This window comes from Vibrio sp. HI00D65, from assembly GCF_001635455.1.
Lineage (GTDB): Bacteria > Pseudomonadota > Gammaproteobacteria > Enterobacterales > Vibrionaceae > Vibrio.
On sequence record NZ_LWEH01000343.1, the window covers coordinates 1 to 718 of the forward strand.

1 protein-coding gene and 1 pseudogene are annotated in these 718 nt (G+C 42.9%); both read right to left on the reverse strand.

Annotation, left to right across the window (positions count from 1 at the left end; translation table 11 throughout):
• Positions 1-100 (reverse strand): annotated as a pseudogene (locus A3712_RS27520) (glutamate racemase); the annotation flags it as partial.
• A gap of 60 nt (positions 101-160) precedes the next feature.
• Positions 161-718: ATPase (locus A3712_RS19725; RefSeq protein ID WP_063524732.1), on the reverse strand; the 558-nt coding region annotated here is incomplete at its 5' end.

The following is a 718-nucleotide window of genomic DNA, read 5'->3' on the forward strand; positions in this document are numbered from 1 at the left end:
GATTGGGTAATAGCTGACTCATCTCTTTATAGACAGATAACCCACCTACCCCAGAATCAAAGACCAATATATTTTTTTGTAGACTATCCGACACAACGATTACCTATATGTAGTTTCGCAGCAATAATACCCCTTCACTTAGTTTTCGCAAATCCTCACGCTATACAATGCAAGCTCGATAACGTTGATGTACAAAACGTTCACCTTGCTCTATCACTTCGAGCTCTATATCAAGCTTTCCTCTAAAGCATGGCGCAGAGGTCACTAGGGTATGAAACTCACCATCTTCACCACACGGATCAACATGGTTCGGTAAGCTTGCTATTAACTCATCGGTATATTTCAGCCCGCAGTAGCTAATATCTAATACATTATTTTCGACAGTGGCGAGAAAAGTTTCGATGCCTCTATCTATTATCTCTTGTGCTAGCACCTGACTGCTCTCTCCCATAAGAGGAAACACACACTCCCAGCCTGCAGGTTCAATATAGCTTCTTCTATAGTCCGCAATGCCGTTACAAAACATATCACCGAATGCGACGGCATCAATCGATAAGCCAGAATCTTTAAGTGCCGAGACAATCGTACTTTGGTAAACCTCGTTGCTTGGGAACACTTCCGGAAGCTCGATGGTGATAAGTGGCAAGCCGATCAACTTTGCTTGCATTGCTACTACGTCTATAGGAGTTACTTGGAAAGGGACTTCATCTCCAACATA